This is a genomic window from Sporomusa intestinalis, assembly GCF_055383785.1.
In genome coordinates, this window is record NZ_AP042390.1 from 668,801 (window position 1) to 687,081 (window position 18,281).

16 protein-coding genes are annotated in these 18,281 nt (G+C 52.7%); 6 read left to right on the forward strand and 10 right to left on the reverse strand.

The window, feature by feature from the left end; translation table 11 throughout:
• Positions 1-12: 12 nt before the first annotated feature.
• The gene (locus ACZ481_RS03220) at positions 13-1,383 is read right to left on the reverse strand and encodes a HAMP domain-containing sensor histidine kinase (RefSeq protein ID WP_464768743.1); all 1,371 of its coding nucleotides are present in this window, start codon (positions 1,381-1,383) and stop codon (positions 13-15) included.
• A complete protein-coding gene (locus ACZ481_RS03225) occupies positions 1,380-2,054 on the reverse strand; it encodes a response regulator transcription factor (RefSeq protein WP_464768744.1) in 675 nt (224 codons plus the stop codon). The genes ACZ481_RS03220 and ACZ481_RS03225 overlap by 4 nt, the downstream gene beginning before the upstream one ends.
• Before the next feature lie 154 nt (positions 2,055-2,208).
• Here ACZ481_RS03225 and ACZ481_RS03230 point away from each other — a divergent pair, with 154 nt between their 5' ends.
• Entirely contained in the window at positions 2,209-2,688 is a 480-nt protein-coding gene (locus ACZ481_RS03230; protein ID WP_464768745.1) for a PepSY domain-containing protein, read from the forward strand.
• Positions 2,689-2,913: 225 nt separating this feature from the next.
• Positions 2,914-4,152 carry a M20 family metallo-hydrolase gene (locus ACZ481_RS03235; protein WP_464768746.1) on the forward strand — a complete coding sequence of 413 codons (1,239 nt, stop codon included), beginning with the start codon at positions 2,914-2,916 and terminating at the stop codon, positions 4,150-4,152.
• 124 nt (positions 4,153-4,276) lie between these two features.
• Here ACZ481_RS03235 and ACZ481_RS03240 read toward each other — a convergent pair whose 3' ends face one another.
• Both ACZ481_RS03240 and ACZ481_RS03245 read right to left on the reverse strand, forming a co-directional pair.
• Positions 4,277-4,696 (reverse strand): CBS domain-containing protein, encoded by a 420-nt coding sequence (locus ACZ481_RS03240; RefSeq protein WP_464768747.1) that lies wholly within the window; start codon positions 4,694-4,696, stop codon positions 4,277-4,279.
• A 324-nt stretch (positions 4,697-5,020) separates the two neighbouring features.
• Positions 5,021-5,569, reverse strand: coding sequence for a site-specific integrase (locus ACZ481_RS03245; protein WP_464768748.1), 549 nt, complete (start codon positions 5,567-5,569; stop codon positions 5,021-5,023).
• Between the two features lie 452 nt (positions 5,570-6,021).
• On the opposite strand from ACZ481_RS03245, the gene ACZ481_RS03250 reads away from it, so the two are divergent.
• Positions 6,022-7,710 (forward strand): methyl-accepting chemotaxis protein, encoded by a 1,689-nt coding sequence (locus ACZ481_RS03250; protein WP_464770567.1) that lies wholly within the window; start codon positions 6,022-6,024, stop codon positions 7,708-7,710.
• 99 nt (positions 7,711-7,809) lie between these two features.
• On the opposite strand, the gene ACZ481_RS03255 is transcribed toward ACZ481_RS03250, so the two are convergent.
• From ACZ481_RS03255 to ACZ481_RS03270, 4 genes are read right to left on the reverse strand one after another with little or no spacing between them, the layout of a single operon-like run.
• A complete protein-coding gene (locus ACZ481_RS03255) occupies positions 7,810-8,259 on the reverse strand; it encodes a DUF441 domain-containing protein (RefSeq protein WP_464768749.1) in 450 nt (149 codons plus the stop codon).
• 20 nt (positions 8,260-8,279) lie between these two features.
• Positions 8,280-9,305 carry a phosphoglycerate dehydrogenase gene (locus ACZ481_RS03260; protein WP_464768750.1) on the reverse strand — a complete coding sequence of 342 codons (1,026 nt, stop codon included), beginning with the start codon at positions 9,303-9,305 and terminating at the stop codon, positions 8,280-8,282.
• Positions 9,306-9,321: 16 nt separating this feature from the next.
• Positions 9,322-10,332 carry a 2-hydroxyacid dehydrogenase gene (locus tag ACZ481_RS03265; RefSeq protein ID WP_464768751.1) on the reverse strand — a complete coding sequence of 337 codons (1,011 nt, stop codon included), beginning with the start codon at positions 10,330-10,332 and terminating at the stop codon, positions 9,322-9,324.
• Positions 10,333-10,348: 16 nt separating this feature from the next.
• Entirely contained in the window at positions 10,349-11,539 is a 1,191-nt protein-coding gene (locus ACZ481_RS03270) for a pyridoxal phosphate-dependent aminotransferase (protein WP_464768752.1), read from the reverse strand.
• A gap of 625 nt (positions 11,540-12,164) precedes the next feature.
• On the opposite strand from ACZ481_RS03270, the gene ACZ481_RS03275 reads away from it, so the two are divergent.
• The 3 genes from ACZ481_RS03275 (at position 12,165) to ACZ481_RS03285 (ending at position 15,816) form a co-directional block, all read left to right on the forward strand.
• Positions 12,165-13,484 carry an FAD-dependent oxidoreductase gene (locus tag ACZ481_RS03275; RefSeq protein ID WP_464768753.1) on the forward strand — a complete coding sequence of 440 codons (1,320 nt, stop codon included), beginning with the start codon at positions 12,165-12,167 and terminating at the stop codon, positions 13,482-13,484.
• Complete coding sequence (locus ACZ481_RS03280) at positions 13,481-14,863, forward strand: hypothetical protein (protein ID WP_464768754.1); 1,383 nt, start codon at positions 13,481-13,483, stop codon at positions 14,861-14,863. Before ACZ481_RS03275 ends, ACZ481_RS03280 begins: the two co-directional genes overlap by 4 nt.
• Positions 14,864-15,117: 254 nt before the next feature.
• Positions 15,118-15,816: a FadR/GntR family transcriptional regulator gene (locus tag ACZ481_RS03285; protein ID WP_464768755.1), complete on the forward strand. Its 699-nt coding sequence runs from the start codon at positions 15,118-15,120 to the stop codon at positions 15,814-15,816.
• A 166-nt stretch (positions 15,817-15,982) separates the two neighbouring features.
• Here ACZ481_RS03285 and ACZ481_RS03290 read toward each other — a convergent pair whose 3' ends face one another.
• Positions 15,983-17,008: an ABC transporter substrate-binding protein gene (locus ACZ481_RS03290; RefSeq protein WP_464768756.1), complete on the reverse strand. Its 1,026-nt coding sequence runs from the start codon at positions 17,006-17,008 to the stop codon at positions 15,983-15,985.
• A 54-nt stretch (positions 17,009-17,062) separates the two neighbouring features.
• Positions 17,063-18,163, reverse strand: a complete 1,101-nt coding sequence (locus tag ACZ481_RS03295; protein ID WP_464768757.1) for a FecCD family ABC transporter permease — start codon at positions 18,161-18,163, stop codon at positions 17,063-17,065.
• Between the last annotated feature and the right edge of the window lie 118 nt (positions 18,164-18,281).

Below are 18,281 nucleotides of genomic sequence, written 5' to 3' on the forward strand. Positions count from 1 at the left end.
AGCTTTGTCTGGCTATTGCGAGGCATCCGGGCGGGCAGGCAGGCGGAAATGGAAGACGGTTCCCTGGCCGGGACGGCTGGACACGGTTATTTGACCGTTATGCTGCTCAATGATCCATTTGACAATCGGCAGGCCCAGGCCTGAACCGGAGTCTGCTGTTCGTTTGCGGGCCGGGTCAGCCTGGTAAAATCTGTTCCAGATTTTACCGAGGTCCTCGGGAGCAATACCGATGCCGTTGTCTTCAATGCTGCCGGTTATGCTGCTGCCGGCCCGGGAGAGACGGAGTTTGATCCAGCCATTGTCCCGTCCGTAGCGGATCGAATTTTGCAGCAGGTTAAGCAACAGCCGCAGCATAGCGGTCTGATCGGCCACTATGATCAGGTCAGGTGTGATTTCGGCCCTAATGGCAATATGTTTGGCTTCGGCGAACGGTCTCATTTCTTCCAGCACCATTTCTGCCGTTTCGCTGAGATTGACCGGCTCAAAGTCAAGCTTCGCCGACTGGTGGTCGGCCCGGGCCAGGAACAGCAAGGAGGAAATCAAGGTCCCCATTTTGTGGGCCTGCCGCTGGATGACCTGCAGCGCCTCTAGCATTTCCTCCGGCTTATCCTGCTGGCTTAAGCCGTATTCCGCATGGGCCAGAATGACGGAGACCGGGGTGCGCAGTTCGTGCGAGGCATCGGCGGTAAAGCGGCACTGCGTTTTAAAGGACTGTTCCAACTGCGCGAGCATGTGGTCGAAGGTCTGGGCCAGCTCATAGATTTCATCCCTGCTGCCGGTTAGGCGGATGCGTTTGGACAGATCGCCGCCATTCTCAATTTCCATGGCTGTTCTCTGGATGAGACTGACGGGCAGGAAGGCTGTTTTGGTGATAAACCAGCCGCCACAGGCCGCCAGCAGAATTAAAAACGGGAAAAGCAACACACAGATCAGCAATATTTGCTTGCGGGTCTCATAACTGGGGCCCAGGGAGATGGCCCCCCGGAGCCATAACGGTTCAGGCCAGTTGGCTGTAAGATACAGGTCATAGAGCAGCCAGGGGGAGGCCGCGGACTGCAGGGTCTGGATTTTCCCTGCCTGCAACGGCACACCGGCGGGAAAGCCGGCGGGAAGGAGGCCGCCTACTTGCTGCTGGGCCTGGTTATATACGGAAATATAGATGCCGTCGTCAAAAAATTTGCTGCTCTGAAAATCGAAGGCGCCGTTGGTATAATGAATTTCCTCGACCGCATCGAACACCTCATCTTCCAGTTCCCGCTGCATTTCCAGGATAAGAATTTTGTCGGTCCCCAGAATCAGGGCGCCTAAAATGATACAGAGGATAAATACGATCAGGCCCGTATACCAGACGGTAATTTTGGTTTTAATGGACCAGGGTTTCATACATCCTCCCGCAGGACATAGCCGGAGCCCCGAATCGTATGCAGCAGCTTGGGCTCGAAGCCGTCGTCAATTTTTTTGCGCAGATACCGGATATATACATTTACCACATTGGAACCGCCTTCGAAATCATAGCTCCAGATGTGTTGTTCAATTTTTTCCCGGGACAGGACTACTCCTTTATTGCGGATCAGATATTCCAGCACGGCAAATTCTTTAGTAGACAGAGCAATGTTGCGTCCGCTCCGGGTCACCTGGCGCGTACTGTAATTGACGGTTAGATCGGCGATGGCGGCGATATCGGAACGAACCCCGGTATTCCGCCGCATCAGTACGCGCAAGCGCGCCAGCAACTCCTCGAAGGCAAAAGGCTTGACCAGGTAATCATCCGCACCGGCGTCCAGGCCCTCCACCCGGTTTTCCACACGGTCTTTAGCGGTCAGCAGCAGTACGGGCGGACTGTCCGGGTGGCGGCGCAGCCTCTTTAACAGCGTGATGCCGTCCAGACCGGGCAGCATCCAGTCCAGAATCACTATATCATACGCGGTGCTGTCCAGATAATCGGCAGCCGCAAGGCCGTCGGCTGTGGCGTCAACGCCGTAGCCCTCCTGATCCAATCTCTTTTTCAGCAGCAGCCGCAGATCTTTTTCATCTTCGGCAATGAGGATTCGCATCGCAGTTATGCTCCTTTCCTTCTTTAGGTTTTATTATAACATTATTTTCTGCGCGGGTTTTTTAAAAAAGCGGGTGCTTTAATCTGGGTTTAATCTTGGCCGGTTACACTATAGTCAGCAGGAAAACCTGAATAGCGCAGAAAGGAGGAGCAATATGAACAAAAAGAAAGTACTGGGGATTTTATTGGCGGCGATGACTGCCCTCGCTGTAGCGGCAGCCGCATTTGCGGCCACCGATGAGGCGACGGCGCGCCGGCTTGCGGAAAAATGGGTACCGGCATCTGCCGTGTATTTGCTGACAAAAGCGGAAAAAGATGAATATGAAGTAAAATTTCTCGACAAGGAAGCCGGTGTTGATTATGAGGTGGAGGTCAGCAAACTGACCGGCGCAGTGACTGAAGTAACAACCAAGGTAAAGACGGACCGGGGCGGCCTGAAGGTGAACCTGGGCCGGGCTGATGTGGAAAACATCGTCCGGAGCGAATTCCCGGCAGCGGCCATTCAGCAGCTGGAGCTGGAAAGCGACGACGGCTACAGGCATTATGAAGTGAAATTCACCCAGGGTGCCGTCAGGGGAACAATGGAAATCAATCCTGAAACAGGGGCAATTATGGAACGGGAACTGAAATACTGATGACAAAGAAACACAAGGGTGCTAAGCAGCCTTGTGTTTTCTTTGCCCGGTTCTGCCGGGAATCACGTTGGCCTTGCCGTCCCTGGTTACAGAAGTAAGTAAAATGCCGCGGTTTTGCTTGCAAAGTTACATAATATCAGTGTATTATAGTAACGTAGAAATGGCAAAGGCGCCTTGCGGGTTACCCGCCAGGTGTCTTTTTCCATCAGAGAGGGGTTGGAGTAGTTGGTATCAAGTAAACGGCTGCAGGCTCATCTGCGTGAATTTGCGGCAATCGGCGCCACCAGGGAGGGCGGTATTACCAGGCTGGCTTATAGTGATGCTGACTGGCAGGCCCGTTCTTTGGCAACGCGGCTTATGGAACAGGCCGGCCTGCAGGTTCGCTGTGATGCCGCCGGCAACCTGATCGGCCGGCGGGAAGGGCGCAATCCTGACGCCCCGCCGGTTATGGCCGGTTCGCATATCGACAGTGTTCCCAACGGCGGCAATTTTGACGGCGTCATCGGGGTACTGGGCGCAATTGAAGCAGTACAGGTTTTGTCTGAGGCGGGGATCCGGACCGAGCACCCCCTTGAGGTGGTGGTTTTTGCCGCCGAGGAATCCAGCCGCTTTGGGATAGCTACCGTCGGCAGCAAGGCTTTTGCCGGCACTTTGCCTGTTGCTGCTTTGCAGCTGCAGGACAAGGACGGAATTACCCTGGCCGAGGCTATGGCCAGCCGGGGGCTTGCCCCGGCCTTAATCGGGGAAGCCCGTTATGCTTCACCGATTAAGGCTTTCCTGGAGCTGCATATCGAGCAAGGCAAGGTCCTGGAGAAAGCAGGCAAAGCCATTGGCATCGTAACCGGCATTGCTGCGCCAACCCGGCTGCGGGCCATCCTTACCGGCCAGGCCGATCATTCCGGTGCCACGCCTATGAACCTGCGGCAGGACGCGCTGGCCGCCGGGGCCGAGCTTATTTTGCTGGTTGAGCAGCTGGCCTGCGCGGAGATGGCGTGGGGAACTGTCGGCACAACCGGCATTGTCAAAGCCGAACCCGGCGTTATGAACGTCATCCCCGGCAGGGTTGAGCTGGGTATAGATATCCGCAGCATTAGCCAGGACAGCAAACAGCGCGTGGTTGACAAGCTTGGCCGCGAAATTGAAAAAATTGCGGCCCGGCGGGGTGTTGCGGTTGAGCTGGAGATTGTAGGCAATGACGAGCCTGTACAACTGCCGGCGGCGATGGCAGGACGGCTGCAGGGTATCTGTGACAAGCTGCAGGTTGACTGGATGCCGATGCCAAGCGGCGCCGGCCATGATGCCATGCATCTGGCGAAACTGGCACCTACCGGCATGATCTTTATCCCGTGCCGGGGCGGGATCAGCCATAATCCGGCCGAGTGGGCCGGGATCGGCGATATTACAGCCGGGACTGAGGTTTTGCTGGCGGCGGTCAGGCAGCTGGCGGAAGCCGGGTCGCTCTAGACAAACGGTTCCTAGCCTGAAAAATAGCATTTTTCATCTTTGCTGGTGCCGTTGTAACGGCATGACTGTCTATCAGGGCAAAAAAAACCGTCCGGACCGGACGGTTTTTCTGTGGGCAGCTTATTTAGATCTTGTACTTAATTGGTGTTGTCAGCTTTGCATAGTATTCGATAATCTCCCGGCGGCGAATAATGCCGATAAAGATGCCGCTGTCATCGACTACGGGAACAAAATTCTGCACAATGGCCAGCGACAGCAAATCCTCTATTTCGGCATTAATCCGTACCGGTGTATTGGTCATCCGCTGCGGAATTTCTTTGATCATAATTCGCTCTGTGTCGGGAAAGGTTAACCCCGGGGTATTTTTCATTGTCCACAGCAGATCGCCTTCCGTAATGGTACCGGCATATTTTCCCTGGCCATCGATCAGTGGTACGGCTGTATAACGGTGGTATTCCATTTTTTCGAGAGCCTGGCGCATGGTGCAATGTACAGGCAAATAGACTACTTCCTGTTTGGGGATGAGGAAAAAAGTAATATTCATGGAATGGTCTCCTCCAGTAATCTTACTCAATCATTATATTCCACACGCAATTTATTTTCCCTTTGTTTGCGTTTGCGGTTTCAGTACTTACTGTCTGGGGTAAAACAAAACAGCTGGCTGTCCTTAAGGATAACCGGCTGTTTTTATGTGAGCAAAGATGTGAAATAGGATAGCTCTATTTGTAAACAGTATGCTGCCTTGGAATTGTTTTGACCGATTATGGTAACACAATTGATTTGTGTTACACGTTTTAACTAAACTAATATATAAAATACGCGGTTTTCACCATTTTTCCTCTTTTTTTATCAAATTTTGCTATTTTATTTACAAATTTAGGTTGATATAGATATTATCCAACTCGTCTTTGGTAATGCCTATGTAAGCCAAGGTTACGCTGGGAGCTGAATGATTAAGCAGTTTTTGAATTTTTGTTACATCGGCGCCGCTTTTATAGGCCCAGTAGCCAAATGTTTTCCTTAATGTGTGGGTGCCGATAGCTCCATGGATGCCTACGGCCCGGGCAGCGCGGTTCATGATCCGGTAGGCCTGAATGCGGGTAATCGGCTGTTCGCCTTTTTTGCTTTTAAACAGCCAGTCGTTGTCGGTGGTGATATTGGCCAGATATTCATTTATCGTCTTTTTGCAGGTATCGGAAAGGGGGAAATCCTTTTTTTTGCCTGTTTTTTTTTCGCGAATGGTCACCCGATCCTTGGTTTTTACATCACTTATTCGTAAAACCAATAAGTCCGAAATCCTTAACCCGCTGTTAATCCCTAGAACAAAAAGAAGATAGTCACGCAAATTCTGCTCTTTTAAGTAATTTTTTACTGCATCAATTTGCTGCTTATCGCGAATCGGTTCAACATATTCCATGGCGCCTCACATCCTCATCATGTTACTAACTATGTAATTATATAATAACTTACCTCCCTAAGGCCAAAAAAATGTAACACAAATCAATTGTGTTACATTACTTCTTTGAAATAGGCTAATATCGTGATAGTAAGCTCAGAGGAGGTTTTATGGCCGAGTGTTATTACTAACGACAGATAGGAAACGGGCTGCGTAGAGTAGCGGGTTTAACTGGCATTCGGGCCGATGGCCGGGTAATGTTACGAAACAAAGGAGGCGAAGACGCTTCGGGCAAGTAGCTTATCAGTCCTAATCCAATGAATACAGACGGTCTATTTTCCGCAATCCTTCGTTGTCGTCAGTCAGCATACGTCCGGTATGCTTCCCTCCTCCGCCTTGATTTGCGAAAAATAGCCTCGCCATTATTCTATCGTTTTAGAGCTGACAAGCTAGAGAAGCGGAAATTTATGAAGATGAACCTAGCAACAAAAATGGTTATTTACTTTTTATTGGTCGTAATGGTGGCCGCAGCCGGATTTATGTACACTGTATGGAGGGTGGATGATGCTGTAGAAGAGAATCTCGGACTCAAAAACACCATGCTGCCCCTGCTGCTGCAAACAAATGAAATTACTTATAACGCCACATCCCAGATGGCTTACCTGCGGGCCTGGTTTATTTACGGCGAGCGCCAGTATTATGATGCCTGGCAGCAAGCCAGTAAGACAGCGACTGCCAAAGAGGAAGAACTGATCAGAATGTCGGTTGTCTCCGAGGAAGGCCGCCGGCATGCCGAGCAAACGAAGGCTTTGGATAGTAAATATACAGAACTGGCGGAGACGAAGTTTGTCCCGCTGATGCAAGCCGGGAAGCGGGATGAGGCCCTCAAAGTCATCACTGAGGAGATGGGGCCGGTTGCTAAGGCCCTTGATGACCAGCTGGTGGAACATACCAAGTACAGGACACTGCAAATCAACAATGCCCTGGACGATGCTGTTGCCAATGCCCGGCAGGCGAAGCTGGCAGCCATTATTGCGGCTGTGCTTGCTACCATAATCGGGATTGTTATCGGCTTTTTGGCGGCCCGCAGCATATCCCGGCCGGTTAATTCCCTGGCTCTGGCCGCCGGAAAGGTTGCGGCCGGCGACCTGACTGAAACGGTAGCCGTAGAGCGGCAGGATGAGATCGGTCAGCTGGCGTCGGCTTTCAATACCATGGTTTTGCAGCTTAAGGAGCTGATCAGGCAGGTAAGTGTCAACGCCGAGCAGGTGGCCGCCTCCAGTGAGGAGCTTACCGCCAATGCCGAGCAATCGGCCCAGGCCTCCAACCAGATTGCCAGTGCGATTACCGATGTGGCGGCCGGGGCTACCGCCCAAATGGAAGCAGCCAATGATACCTCGGCTGTTGTGGAGCAGATGTCGGCGGGGATTCAGCAGATTGCCGCCAATGCCAATCAGGTATCTGACCAGTCGGCTCAGGCAGCGGATAAAGCCAGAAACGGCGACAAAGAAGTGGCAAAGGCAGTCAGCCAGATGAAACAAATTGAGGATACTGTCAATACCTCCGCCGCGGTAGTTGTCAAGCTGGGCGAGCGGTCCCGCGAGATTGGCCAGATTGTGGACACCATTTCCGGCATTGCCGGCCAGACCAATCTGCTGGCCTTAAATGCCGCCATTGAAGCGGCCCGGGCCGGCGAGCAGGGCCGGGGCTTTGCCGTGGTGGCGGAAGAGGTGCGGAAACTGGCTGAACAGTCCCAGGAAGCAGCTAAGAAAATCGCCGAACTCATCGGCGAAATCCAGGGAGATACGGAAAAAGCGGTAGTGGCTATGTCGGAAGGTACGCAGGAAGTCCGGCGGGGAACCGAGGTGGTTAATGCGGCCGGGAGCGCCTTTAAAGACATTATGACGGTAGTGGATCAGGTATCTGATCAGGTAAAGGAAATCTCGGCGGCAATTCAGCAAATGGCTACAGGCAGCCAGCAAATTGTGGCCTCAGTTAAGAAGATTGACGATCTTAGCAAAAAGTCCGCCGGCGAGTCGCAGGGAGTCTCGGCAGCTACCGAGGAACAGCTGGCTTCTATGGAGGAAATCGCCACCTCCAGTCAGGCCCTGGCCTCACTGGCGCAGGATCTGCAAACCGCAGTGGCTAAATTCCGGGTGTAATTTGTAATTCTTGACAGGAAAAAGCACCTCATAAGAGCGGCAGCGGCAGCCGGCTTTTACAAGGTGCTTTTTTCATTGCTCCAGTCGAGGTGCTGCCGGTCATTTGCCGAACAGGCCCGCCACCAGGGAGAGCATACCGGCGGCAATGAGCGGACCGACGGCAATCCCCTGGAAAAAGGATATGCCGACAATGGTCCCCAGAATGAGGGCGGTAATTGTATCAGGCGAAGCTTTGAAAAACATTACCCCCCTGCCGCCCAGCCAGGCGGCAAAAACACCGGTTATTACGGCCAGCAGGCCGACCGGACTGACGAGCGCGTCATACATATCGCGCAAGGTAATTTTGCCTGAGGCCAGCGGGGCTAAAATAGCGATGGTAAGAATGGTTATGCCGATATTTATCCCCCGGCTTTCCAGGACCGAAAACCACGAACTGAAACCAAGCAGCTTAATGATTAGCAATATGGCGGCAGCCATGGCTACCGACTGGTTTTTGGCAATCAGCGCCAGTACCAGAATAATAAGAATGGGTATATTTTCGAAAGACAACCCTGTCACTTCCTTGCTGATCAGCTAATTTTCAACTCGGAATAATTGCTGTTATTGAAATTGGCCGGCGGCCGGACTGCTTTGGCAGTGCCATCGGCAGTGACTATGTTTTCCGCTACCAGAAAATCCATGCGCCGGATGGAATCAAAGGTGTATGAGCCCACATGGGCCGTCGCGACAACATTATCCAGGTTTTCCTTAAGCAGCGGATCGTTAACCGCCGGTTCAATATCAAACACATCCAGGGCGGCGCCGGCGATTTGCTTAGTCTTGAGGGCCTTAAGCAGGGCGGCCTGATTCACAAGGCCGGACCTGGCGGTGTTGATGAGATAGGCGGTGGGTTTCATCAGGGAAAACTCCCTGGTATTGATCATTTCCCGGGTTTGTTCATGTAAGGCGGCGTGCAGCGTGATGAAATCCGCCTGGGCAACCAGCTCTTCTTTAGAACAAAGTGTTATCCCGTTAGCGCTAACATATTCCTGATCAGGATGCCCGGTGCAGGCTAGAATTTTCATGCCGAAACCCCGGGCCCGGGTAACAACGGCCTTGCCTATGCGCCCCAGGCCGAGAATACCCAGTGTTTTTCCCCAGATATCGCTGCTGACAGGGCGATACCACTTATTTTGGCGTAATTGGGCATCAATTATGTGTATTTGCCGGGCAACAGTGAGCATGAGGGCAAAAGTCAGATCAGCGACCGTTTCATAGCCTGGCATGTCAGCTGTCGTTTTTATTGGTACGCCGGCGTTTTGTGCGGCTGCGAGATCAATATTCTCCACGCCGACACCGTGCCGGGACACTACTTTTAGGCTGCGGCAATGCTCAAATACGGCACTGCTGATCTCGTCCGAACTGGAATAAACCGCGATCGCCGCCAACGGCTGCTCGGTATTTACTTTAATAATATCGGCCGCACTCATGGCCTGGTCGCCGGGGTTCCAGACAATCTGCCAGCCATTGTCTGCAAAATAGCTTATAAGCTGTTGGCGGTGCCGGCTGTCGAGCTGAGTGCCAAAGGCCTTGGAGGTGATTAAAACGTTTTTCATGTCCTTATCCTTTCCGCTAGGTATAGCCTTTATTTTTTCCTGCAACACCATTGACCACGTTCTGCGGGCGTTCCTGCGCCAGCACCCGGCCAATGTTCTCCAGCGCCTGGAGGAGCATAGCCCGGAAAGCGCCAATTGTGACCCCGGCGATATGGGGAGTAATCAGCAGCCGGTCCCGGGCGGCCGGCGAGAGCGCGAGCAGGGGATGATCCGGCGGCGGTGGCTCGGGTGCTACTACGTCCACGGCCGCGCCGCCCAGGTGGCCTGTTTCCAGCATGGCCGCCAGCGCCTGCTGATCAATGACCTCGCCCCGCGCGGTATTGACCAGGAGACTGCCGGCTGGCATCAGGCCAAGCTCATGGCGGCCGATTAATCCCCGGGTGTCTGCGGTTAACGGTACATGGACGCTCACAATATCGCTAACCGCCAGCAGTTCGTGTAAAGGCTTATAGGTTATTGCCAATCCTGCCGCCTGGGCCGCAGCGCGGCCGGAACGGCTGTAGCAGCACACCGAAGCCCCCAGAAATGTCATAATTCTGGCTACCTGACAGCCGATAGCCCCCAGGCCCACCAGGCCAATAACACTGCCGCTAATCTCGTTTAGCCCGGTTTTAAGCAGTGTCTGCCGGATGGCGGTGTAATGGCCGGCTTTGGTTTCCCGGTCGGCAATGCAGAGCTGCCGCTGCAGGGCGATGATCAGACCTACCGTAAATTCCGCCACTGCTTTTGCATTGGCTCCCGGTACGTTTGCCACCGGAATGCCAAGCGCGGCCGCGGCCATACTGTCGATGAGGTCGTAACCGGCGCCGACTGTCTGAATGAGCTTCAGGTGCGAAAGCTGGCGGAGCATGGTGGCATTGATAACGGGGAAGCTGGCCGGTACCAGCAGGCAGTCGGCCTGCCGGCAGGCAGCAATTAAGTCGGCGTCGGTGGCCGGGTTGATAAACTGACAATCCCAGTGTGGCGGCAAGTCGACGCTGGCGGCATCAAACCGCCACTTGGGCATGGCGCTAACGATAACTGCCATAGCTATTCCCCCTTTTTCAACCGTATTTTTTCTGTAAATCGTTCATAACAGCGGCAATACGCTCCAGCCCTAACCGGCAATCCTCGTAAGATACCGCATAGGAAATACGGAAATGGCCGTTGCCGCCCTCGCCAAAGGCCAGGCCATCGACCACGGCCACACCCGCATGATTCAGCAGGTAATCGGCAACCTGGGCCGAGGTGACCTGGGGCAGCGTAATCCGGGGAAAAGCATAAAAAGCGCCCTGGGGCAGTCCGGGCAATTCGAGTCCCGGTATCTGCCGGAGCATGGCCAGCACAAGCTGGCGGCGGCGGGCAAATTCCTGCATCATATCGGCCACGCAGGCCTGTGATTCCGTGAGCGCAGCCACCGCCCCGTACTGGGCAAAGGTGCACAGGGACAGCATAACATTTTGCTGGGCCCGGACAGCAGCCCCGATCACGGCGGCGGGAGCGGCAATATAGCCTACACGCCACCCTGTCATCGCAAAGGTTTTGGACAATGTGCCGCAAACGATGGTCCGTTCCTTCATGTCCGGCAGGCCGGCAGGCGATATATAGCTGCTTTCATACAGCATTTTGTCATAAGCCTCATCGGAAATAAGCACTAGATTATGGGCAGCGGCAAAATCAGCGACAGCGGCTAACTGCTCTTTTGTTAACACACTGCCGGTGGGATTGTGGGGAGAATTGACAATAATTGCCTTGGTGCGGGGCGTGACCGCCTGTTGGGCTGCGGCTAAATCGTAGGCATAGTTATGCTCAGGCTGCAGCGGCACCCTTACAGGCACGCCGCCTGCCAGGATAACGCCTAAGGCAAACGGGCCAAAGCACAGATCGGGCATAATAACCTCATCACCGGCATTGAGCAGGGCGAGAAAGGTTAGATATAAGGCTTCCTGACCGCCGGCTGTCACCATAATTTCATCGTCGGCGTCGTAAGTGAGTCCTTTATCGACCTGGAGCCGCATCGCCAGAGCTGTGCGTAATGGCGCTATGCCGTTATTGGGCGCATAGTGGACATGACCCTGGTCCAGGGCGGCTTTGGCTGCGGCTTTAATGTGCGCCGGTGTATCAAAATCGGGCCGGCCAATCTCAAAGTGAACAACTTTCCGGCCCTGGGCTTCTAGTTCATTGGCTTTTTGAAATACTTTCCGGATTCCGGCATAAGGGATATGAGCAAATTTACTGGCAATCACAGGTGCCATAGTGGAAAACCTCCTTTGATAATCCGGTTTTAACGGACAGTCGCAAATATGGAACATTCAATGCCTCATCAATGATGAGTAGCTAAATGGTGTTATCCCCCCTTTTAAACCGGTATATGTTCGAGCAGGGCTGCAACTCCGGCTTCTCATTTATAAAGGACAAAACAGAACTGCAACTGTTTGCTTGCGAGCAACAAGAAACCGACCCAGATTGGTTCTGAGTCGGCACGTCATTGTGACCGCTAGCTGAATACCTGTAAGTGTAGCTCATTAATGATGAGGAGCAATATATTATGTCTTTATTCTACACAAAAACAGTTGGCTCTGCAAGAATTATTTTTTGTATTTTAGTTAAAAAAATTTGGATTAAATTACCATAATATATTTTCTTTGTTTTTATAAATGTAAGCAGGATTTTGTCGTTTAAAGTAGAATTTAATCAGCATTCGGTCATCAATGATGAGTGGCAATGTCGCCTAATTACAGCGGCATTGCTGTTTTTATTTACTGGCAGCCACTCAGCCTTATGATGGCAAACTGAATAGTTACTCAGCGCCGAGTAGATTTGGAATTTGTTCTGAATCTACTCTTATTTTTTTAACAATACTTTAGGGGGTTCTTATTTATGAAAAAAGTGGTAATCGTTGGCGGCGGCTGGTCAGGGACGGCGGCTGCCCTTGCCGCCCGGAAAGCCGGCTGTGAGGTACATTTGTTTGAAAGGGCGGATATGCTCCTGGGTACCGGGCTTGTTGGCGGTATTATGCGCAATAACGGCCGTTTTACCGCCACCGAAGAGATGATCGCCATGGGGGGCGGCGACTTGTTCGAGCTCTGTGACGCCCATTCCCGGCACAAGAATATTGAATTCCCCGGCCATAAGCATGTCAATTTGTATGATGTCTCCACCATTGAACCGGCCGTTAAAAAAGCCCTGCTTGCTGCGGGGGTCCATATTTATTTAAAAGCCCGTGTAAAAGATATTGAACTGGTGGACGGCCGCATTGTGAAAGTTTTTGCCGATATCTTTCCCGGCAACGAAACGCTGGAACTAACCGGTGATGCCTTTGTTGATGTATCCGGTACTGCCGGCCCTCAGGGCAACTGTATGAAGTACGGCAATGGCTGCGCCATGTGCATCTATCGCTGCCCTACCTTCGGACCCCGGCTTAGTATTGCGGCCAGAGCCGGTATTAAGGAAATTATCGGCGAAAAGCCGGACGGCACATTTGGCGCTATGAGCGGGTCCTGCAAACTGCATAAGGACTCATTGTCGCCGGCAGTCAGGGAGGAGCTGAACAAAAGCGGCGTTTGTGTTATCCCTGTGCCGCCCGCTTTGCGCAAAAGTATGGACTCCCTTGGCCAGAAGGCCTGCCAGCAGTATGCGTTAAAGGAATTTGCCGAAAACATAGTCCTGCTGGATACTGGTCATGCTAAGCTAATGACTGCTTATTATCCGCTGGCGATATTGCGGCAGATTCCGGGTTGTGCCAATGCCCGCTACGAAGACCCCTATGCCGGCGATATCGGCAACTCTATGCGCTATTTTGGCATGCTGCCCCGGGATAATGCCCTGAAGGTGGCGGGGCTCATCAATGTATTCTGCGGCGGTGAAAAGGCCGGCCTGCTGGTTGGACATACGGAAGCTATTGTTACCGGCACGCTTGCCGGCCATAATGCCGCCCGTTTTGCCTTGGGGTATGAACCGGTTGAGCTTCCTGCCAGTATTGCCTGTGGGGATGCCATTGCCCATGTCCGGGAAAGGATGCAGACGAAAGAAGGGATTACCAAGAAATATACCTTCTCCGGCGCCAATTACTTTAAGCGGATGCAGGCCGAAGGTTTGTACACCACCGATATAGCGGCAATTAAAGCCCGGGTCGGGGCGGCCGGTTTGACCGGCCTGTTTGCCACACCCATCAGCGGCAAGGAGGAGGTAAAGGCATGACAGTTGAATTGACAGCTGCTCACTGGTTGTTTTTGTTCTGGGTTGGTGTTGTCATTGTGGTTATGGCGCTCAGAAAAGATCCGGTCATTCCCTGTATTTTAGGACTCTTGTCTGTAGGCTGGCTGGTAAAAAACAGTTTTATCAGCGGTGTCAGTACGGTCTTTACTGCCTTGATAGTGGCCGGCAACGAATTCTGGGGCATCATTGTCGTCATTTCGCTGGTCGTGGCTCTGTCCAAATTGCTCTGTGACACCGGCGCCGACTATTTGGTGATGCGGCCTGCGGCCCGGCTTATGATTAATCCTGATATTGCCTTTTGGACAATCGGTATTGCCATGCTGCTGACATCCTGGTTTTTCTGGCCGTCACCGGCTACAGCCCTCATTGGCGCTATTATGGTTCCGGCGGCTATCCGGGCCGGTTTGCCGGCCATGGGGGCAGCCGTGGCGATGAATCTTTTCGGTCATGGGATTGCCCTGTCAACCGACTATGTGATTCAGGGAGCGCCGACGATAACGGCTAAAGCGGCCGGTTTCGCCGACCCCTCGCCGGTTATTGCCGCCAGCGTCCCGCTGGCCATTACCATGGGGTTAGTGACCACCGTTGCGGCCTACCTTATGCTGAAGCGCAGCATGGCCCGCAATCCTGCGCAAATTATCACCGAACAGGCCGCCCTAACCGCCCGGGAGGTCGAACGGGAGCTGGACTGGGTATCCTATTTCCTGGCGATTGTCACCCCGGTCGCTTTTGCCCTGGATGTTGTGGCTATGTGGGTCCTTAAGCTCCGTGGCGGCGATGCCACCGCCCTGCTGGGAGCAACCGCTGTTTTAATTCTGACGCTGGGCACTGTGCTGAAATACCGCTGGGCAGGGTTTGAAAAGATTACCGACTATGTCCGCGACGGATTTATGTTCGGTATTAAGATTTTCGCTCCGGTCATTATTATCGGCGGCTTCTTTTTCCTGGGCAAGGGGGAGCTTGCCAAAACAATCCTTGACAGCCAGGCGGCAACCGGTTTTCTGGAGGACTTTGGGTTAGCCTTATCGCAGGCTGTGCCGCTTAATAAGGTGTTTGTGGCTATAGTCAGTTTATCGACCGGGATTGTCGTCGGTCTTGACGGTTCCGGTTTTTCCCCGCTGCCGCTAGTTGGCGCCGTTGCCGCCACTTTTGATAAAGCCATTCAGCTTGATAAGGCAACGCTGGCAGCGCTAGGGCAGATTGCCGGGGTGTGGACGGGGGGCGGGACCATCATACCCTGGGGGCTGATCCCTGTTGCCGCTATAACCGGTGTTAATCCCATAGATTTAGCGCGTCAGAACTTTATTCCTGTCGTTTTAGGCTTTATTGCCACAACCATCGTGGCGATACTCCTCCTGTAGCCCGGAAGCCAAATCTCTCATGCAGGTTGATTGCATGAGAGATTTTTTTTGGTCGGCCAGAGTTTATTAAATAAATTTTTGGGGCATAGAACGCCTATAACCTAACGGGCATCGTCCTAAGGACTTGGTCCAGGCCAGGTCTTTTCTTACAGTACGGCAGGAATCCTTTTGCCGCTGCCGGGAGAGAAGGAATTAGCTTAGGTTATCTAGAATGTAACCACCTCATAAAAGTATAATTCCTAGGGGGAAGACGCGTGGCGCTTAGTGATAAAGAAAATCTGGAGTATGATATACTCTCGATCATAAATGAGTCTAACGGGCGGCCGATGGGCTGCGGCTCGATTGCCGTCAAGCTGCAGTCGCTGGGTTATTCTTTCAGCGAGGCTACTGTCGGCAGAATATTGCGGGATATGGATATTGCCGGCTGGACGGAAAAGGCAGGGTTTCAGGGACGGAAACTGTCAGGCAGCGGGAGTGAACGGCTCGAGGATTTGGCCGGCAAAGAGCGCCGGCAAAAACAGGGTGAGGAATTGCTGGCGGCCGTGCAGGGCCATACCCGGGAGCAGCTGCTTGAGGTGCTGATCGCCCGCCGGGCTATTGAGGGTGAACTTGCTTTTCTGGCTGCTCAAAACGCTAAGCCGGACGAGATTCAGGCTTTGCATGCGGCCCTGGCTGCTGAAGATGTCGTGTTTCACAGTATCATTGTCAATATGGCCGGGAATCGTGTGCTGGCCGCGGCCATCAGCCTGATCAGGCAGGATACCCAGCTGTCGCCGGTACTGGAACATATCCGGCTTCAGGTCCATAGCCTGGTGCATGTGGATCATCAAAAAATTGCTGAAAGCATCAGCAGCGGTAATGGCGATAAAGCCCGGGCCGCCATGATTGAGCATATCAACAATCTGATCAGTGACGTGGAGAAGTACTGGCAGCCGCAGCCAGGCAGCAACTAGGCGGAAAATAGGCAGGAGGCCCGGCGATACGAGGGGGACGGTGGTTGCGTCTGACGAAGACGAAGCCGCCGTCCCTGCATTTTGGGGAACAGGTTACATAATAGAGCGATGAGCATAAGATAAACTAAAAACTGTTTAAGAAGCGATCTGATGTATTCTCAATTAATTAGTTGAACTTATCGGGATATAAATGGGCGGCGATCTTTTCAATCCCGTCAATTGTGCGAATGCCGGCATTATTGACTGTAAAAAAGGGCAGATTTATGATATTGCCCTGTTGGATGGCTGTCAGGCCGCGCAGCTCGGTAACGGCCTGCAGGCTTTTTATTGCTGCCTCATCACTTAGATCTTCAGCAAAATTATTTCTATCGACAGATACAAAGATAATAAAATCAGGATCATAAGCCAGTACTTTTTCCGCACTGACAAATGAGGTTCGGTTTTCACATAGATTAATGCCACCGGCCAGTTCAACCATGTGACTGACTAAGTGCTGGCTGTCGTAGAGGGAAAAGGTGCCGTTAAAATGGTCCTGCAGAACGAGCACTGTTTTTTTTCTGGGCACGTCCTGGAGCGTATTCCGGATGTTAGCCACCCGGGTCTTCAGTTTTTCGATATAGGGACCGGTGACCGGCTGGATGTCAAAAATCCTGCCCATATCGGCAATATTGCCGTAAACCATGGTTTCCAGCGTGGGTTTGGCTTTTACCAGTGTACTTGGCAGAATGTAGGTGCCGATATTCCGGGCCTGCCAGGTTTTTACCCGGCCCATACCGGTTGGCGAAAACTGGTGAACCCAGCCGATAATCATATCAGGCTGCAATTCCAGCAATTCTTCTTCTGTCGGCATATACGGGGTTTTCAGGATATTCAGGCGGGCATATTTTTCCGCGACCTGCGCCGCCGGCTTGCCATAGGGGGCTGTTGTCGCCAGTATCCGCGATTCCAGCCCCAGGTCCAGTAACAGTTCCGTCGCCCCGGGATGAGTGACAACAACCCGGGCCGGAGGCTGCTGATAGGTAAAGTCAATTTGGTTTTCAACATAATCGTAATTTGTTATCGTCACAGGATAGGCGGCGGAACCGGTCTGAACCGGCGGGGTTTTCGTTACCGTTTGGTTTAAGCCGCACGCTGTGGTCAGTACTGTAAAGGCAATAGCCAGGATAATGCCTGTGCCTGGCTGTCTGTTCATCTGGTCAGCTCCTTCCGTGTCCGGCGGCAAGCTGGGGCATACGAATACATTCGCTTACTGACCGCCAAAATTTAATGACTGTTTAACGAGAATATACATGAAAAAGGGAGCTCCAACCAGGGCGGTAAGAATGCCGATCGGCAATTCGCCGCTAACGAGGATAATTCGCGCCAGCACATCGGCCCAAATTAAAAAAATAGCACCGGCCAGGATTGTCGCCGGTATTAACCGCCGGTGATCGGCACCGACAACACCCCTGACAACATGGGGCACAACTAAACCGACAAACCCGAAAGTACCGCAGGCCGCAACAATTAAGCCGGTAACCAAAGCGGTAATGACAAAATAAAGGCGGCGGACCTTATCCAGATCAACGCCCAGGGAAATCGCCGCTTCTTCGCCCAGCAGCAGTGTGTTCAGCGTGCGGAACTGAGTAAGAAAAAAGATACAGCAGGCGACAACGCCGGTGGCCGGCAGCGCCAGGGTATCCCACTTGGCTGCCGCCAGCGACCCCATGGTCCAGAACGTGACGGTGCGCATGCCTTCGGCATTGCTGGCAATATAGATAATGAAATTGGCAAGAGCAATAAATAAAGCACTGGCGATCGAGCCGGCCAGCACCATTTTAACAGTAGATGGCCGGCCGCCGATACTGGCTAAGGTCATAACAAACAGCGAGGCTGCCAAAGCACCGATAAAAGCCCAGACAGCCGTACCCAGACCGAACAGTATTCCGGCTAAGCCGCCCAGCAAAATCGAGAAGGTTGCGCCAAGGGAGGCGCCGGCGGATATACCCAGAATATAGGGCTCGGCCAGCGGATTTTGGACAGTTGCCTGCAGGACTGCCCCGCAAACCGCCAGGCCGGCGCCGACAACAGCGGACATGAGCACACGGGGCAGGCGGATATCCCAGATAATATCCAAATGCGCCAAAGAGGCCTGCTCGGCGATCTGATTGATATTTAGCTGAAAGGCTTTATACAAAATGATGCGGTAGGCTTCGCCAGCTGTAATTTTAGCTGAGCCCAGACTTACCGCCAGCAAGAGGGAGAGCGCCATAATGCCCCCCAGGCATATCAGCAGCAAAACAAAATTCCGCTGTTGTTGAATGATACCGTCAGGCTGAGCTACAGAATACATTTTACCTTGTCTCATCTAATTTCTCCTGCTTCTTCTTTTTCCTAAACTATCACTTTGTAAATGAAATAGATTATCATTATCGTTATTATTGTAACTCGTAAACAGGGTTTAGCAAATACTATTTTTTTGGTTC

Bases quoted from the DNA above. Each gene is read 5' to 3' on its own strand.
- ACZ481_RS03240 (WP_464768747.1), bottom strand. From the start codon at position 4,696: ATGAATATTACTTTTTTCCTCATCCCCAAACAGGAAGTAGTCTATTTG.
- ACZ481_RS03260 (WP_464768750.1), bottom strand. From the start codon at position 9,305: ATGAAAAACGTTTTAATCACCTCCAAGGCCTTTGGCACTCAGCTCGAC.
- ACZ481_RS03275 (WP_464768753.1), top strand. From the start codon at position 12,165: ATGAAAAAAGTGGTAATCGTTGGCGGCGGCTGGTCAGGGACGGCGGCT.
- ACZ481_RS03290 (WP_464768756.1), bottom strand. From the start codon at position 17,008: ATGAACAGACAGCCAGGCACAGGCATTATCCTGGCTATTGCCTTTACA.
- ACZ481_RS03225 (WP_464768744.1), bottom strand. From the start codon at position 2,054: ATGCGAATCCTCATTGCCGAAGATGAAAAAGATCTGCGGCTGCTGCTG.
- ACZ481_RS03220 (WP_464768743.1), bottom strand. From the start codon at position 1,383: ATGAAACCCTGGTCCATTAAAACCAAAATTACCGTCTGGTATACGGGC.
- ACZ481_RS03245 (WP_464768748.1), bottom strand. From the start codon at position 5,569: ATGGAATATGTTGAACCGATTCGCGATAAGCAGCAAATTGATGCAGTA.
- ACZ481_RS03295 (WP_464768757.1), bottom strand. From the start codon at position 18,163: ATGAGACAAGGTAAAATGTATTCTGTAGCTCAGCCTGACGGTATCATT.
- ACZ481_RS03280 (WP_464768754.1), top strand. From the start codon at position 13,481: ATGACAGTTGAATTGACAGCTGCTCACTGGTTGTTTTTGTTCTGGGTT.
- ACZ481_RS03265 (WP_464768751.1), bottom strand. From the start codon at position 10,332: ATGGCAGTTATCGTTAGCGCCATGCCCAAGTGGCGGTTTGATGCCGCC.
- ACZ481_RS03270 (WP_464768752.1), bottom strand. From the start codon at position 11,539: ATGGCACCTGTGATTGCCAGTAAATTTGCTCATATCCCTTATGCCGGA.
- ACZ481_RS03250 (WP_464770567.1), top strand. From the start codon at position 6,022: ATGAACCTAGCAACAAAAATGGTTATTTACTTTTTATTGGTCGTAATG.
- ACZ481_RS03230 (WP_464768745.1), top strand. From the start codon at position 2,209: ATGAACAAAAAGAAAGTACTGGGGATTTTATTGGCGGCGATGACTGCC.